The sequence below is a fragment of the Kushneria phyllosphaerae genome (assembly GCF_900312995.1).
In the GTDB taxonomy this organism is placed as follows: domain Bacteria; phylum Pseudomonadota; class Gammaproteobacteria; order Pseudomonadales; family Halomonadaceae; genus Kushneria; species Kushneria phyllosphaerae.
On record NZ_ONZI01000010.1, the window covers coordinates 1 to 1,357 of the forward strand.

Annotated in this window: 1 protein-coding gene; it reads left to right on the top strand. The window is 63.9% G+C overall.

Annotation, left to right across the window (positions count from 1 at the left end; all coding sequences use genetic code 11):
- The coding region (locus tag KSP9073_RS17205) for an Ig-like domain-containing protein (protein ID WP_114403758.1) at positions 1 to 1,357 on the top strand (1,357 nt) is incomplete at both ends.

Here is a 1,357-nt window from a genome sequence, read left to right on the forward strand (position 1 = left end):
CCGGCCGTGCCGGCGGTGACGCCGTACCCGGTGATACCGTCACCGTCCTGGTCGGCGGTCAGAACTACTCAACGGCCGTGGGCCAGAACGGTGCGTTCAGCGTGGCGGTACCGGGTTCGGTACTGGCGTCTGCCGTCGCCAACAGTGTCTCGGCCTCCGTGTCGCATACTGACGCCGCTGGCAATACTGGCAGCGCCGAGACCACTCGTCCTTATAGCGTCGACACCACGCCGCCGGCACTATCGATCACGCTCGACACCATTGCCGGCGACAACATCGTCAACGCCGACGAGTCCGGTCGCGATATTCCGGTGACCGGCTCGGTCAGCGGTGAATACGCTGCCGGCGACACCGTGACCCTGACGGTGGGTCAGCAGAACTACACCGGTGCGGTGAACGGTGACGGCACTTTCTCGATCAACGTGCCTGGCAGTCAGCTGGCACAAAACGATGCGATTCGTGCTGACGTCAGCCATACCGACGCGGCGGGTAACGTGGGCTCTGCCAATACGGCGGCCAATTATTCGACCAGCACGGAACTGCCGACCGTTTCGGTCTCGCTGGACACCATCGCCGACGATGACGTAATCAATGCCGCCGAAGCGGCAGCAGATGTCAGCATCACCGGCCGCTCCGGTGGCGATGCGGCGGCAGGGGATACGGTCACCGTCTCGGTCGGTGGTCAGAACTACTCAGCAACCGTCGGTCAGAACGGCGCGTTCAGCGTCACGGTGCCGGGCTCGGTACTGGCGTCGGCCGGTGCCAACAGCGTTTCTGCCTCGGTAAGTCATACCGATGCCGCGGGTAACGTCGGCAGTGCCGAAACCACCCGTGACTACGCGGTGGACACCACGCCGCCGGCGCTCTCGATCACGCTCGACACCATCGCCGGTGACAACATCGTCAACGCCGACGAGGCAGGGCGCGATATTTCGGTGACCGGCTCGGTCAGCGGCGAGTTCGCTGCGGGTGATCTCGTCACCCTGATGGTCGGTGACCAGATATTCACCGGTGCGGCCAACGCCGATGGCACCTTCTCGATCAACGTGCCTGGCAGTCAGCTGGCACAAAACGATGCGATTCGTGCTGACGTCAGCCATACCGACGCGGCGGGTAACGTGGGCTCTGCCAATACGGCGGCCAATTATTCGACCAGCACGGAACTGCCGACCGTTTCGGTCTCGCTGGACACCATCGCCGACGATGACGTAATCAATGCCGCCGAAGCGGCAGCAGATGTCAGCATCACCGGCCGCTCCGGTGGCGATGCGGCGGCAGGGGATACGGTCACCGTCTCGGTCGGTGGTCAGAACTACTCAGCAACCGTCGGTCAGAACGGCGCGTTCAGCGTCACGGT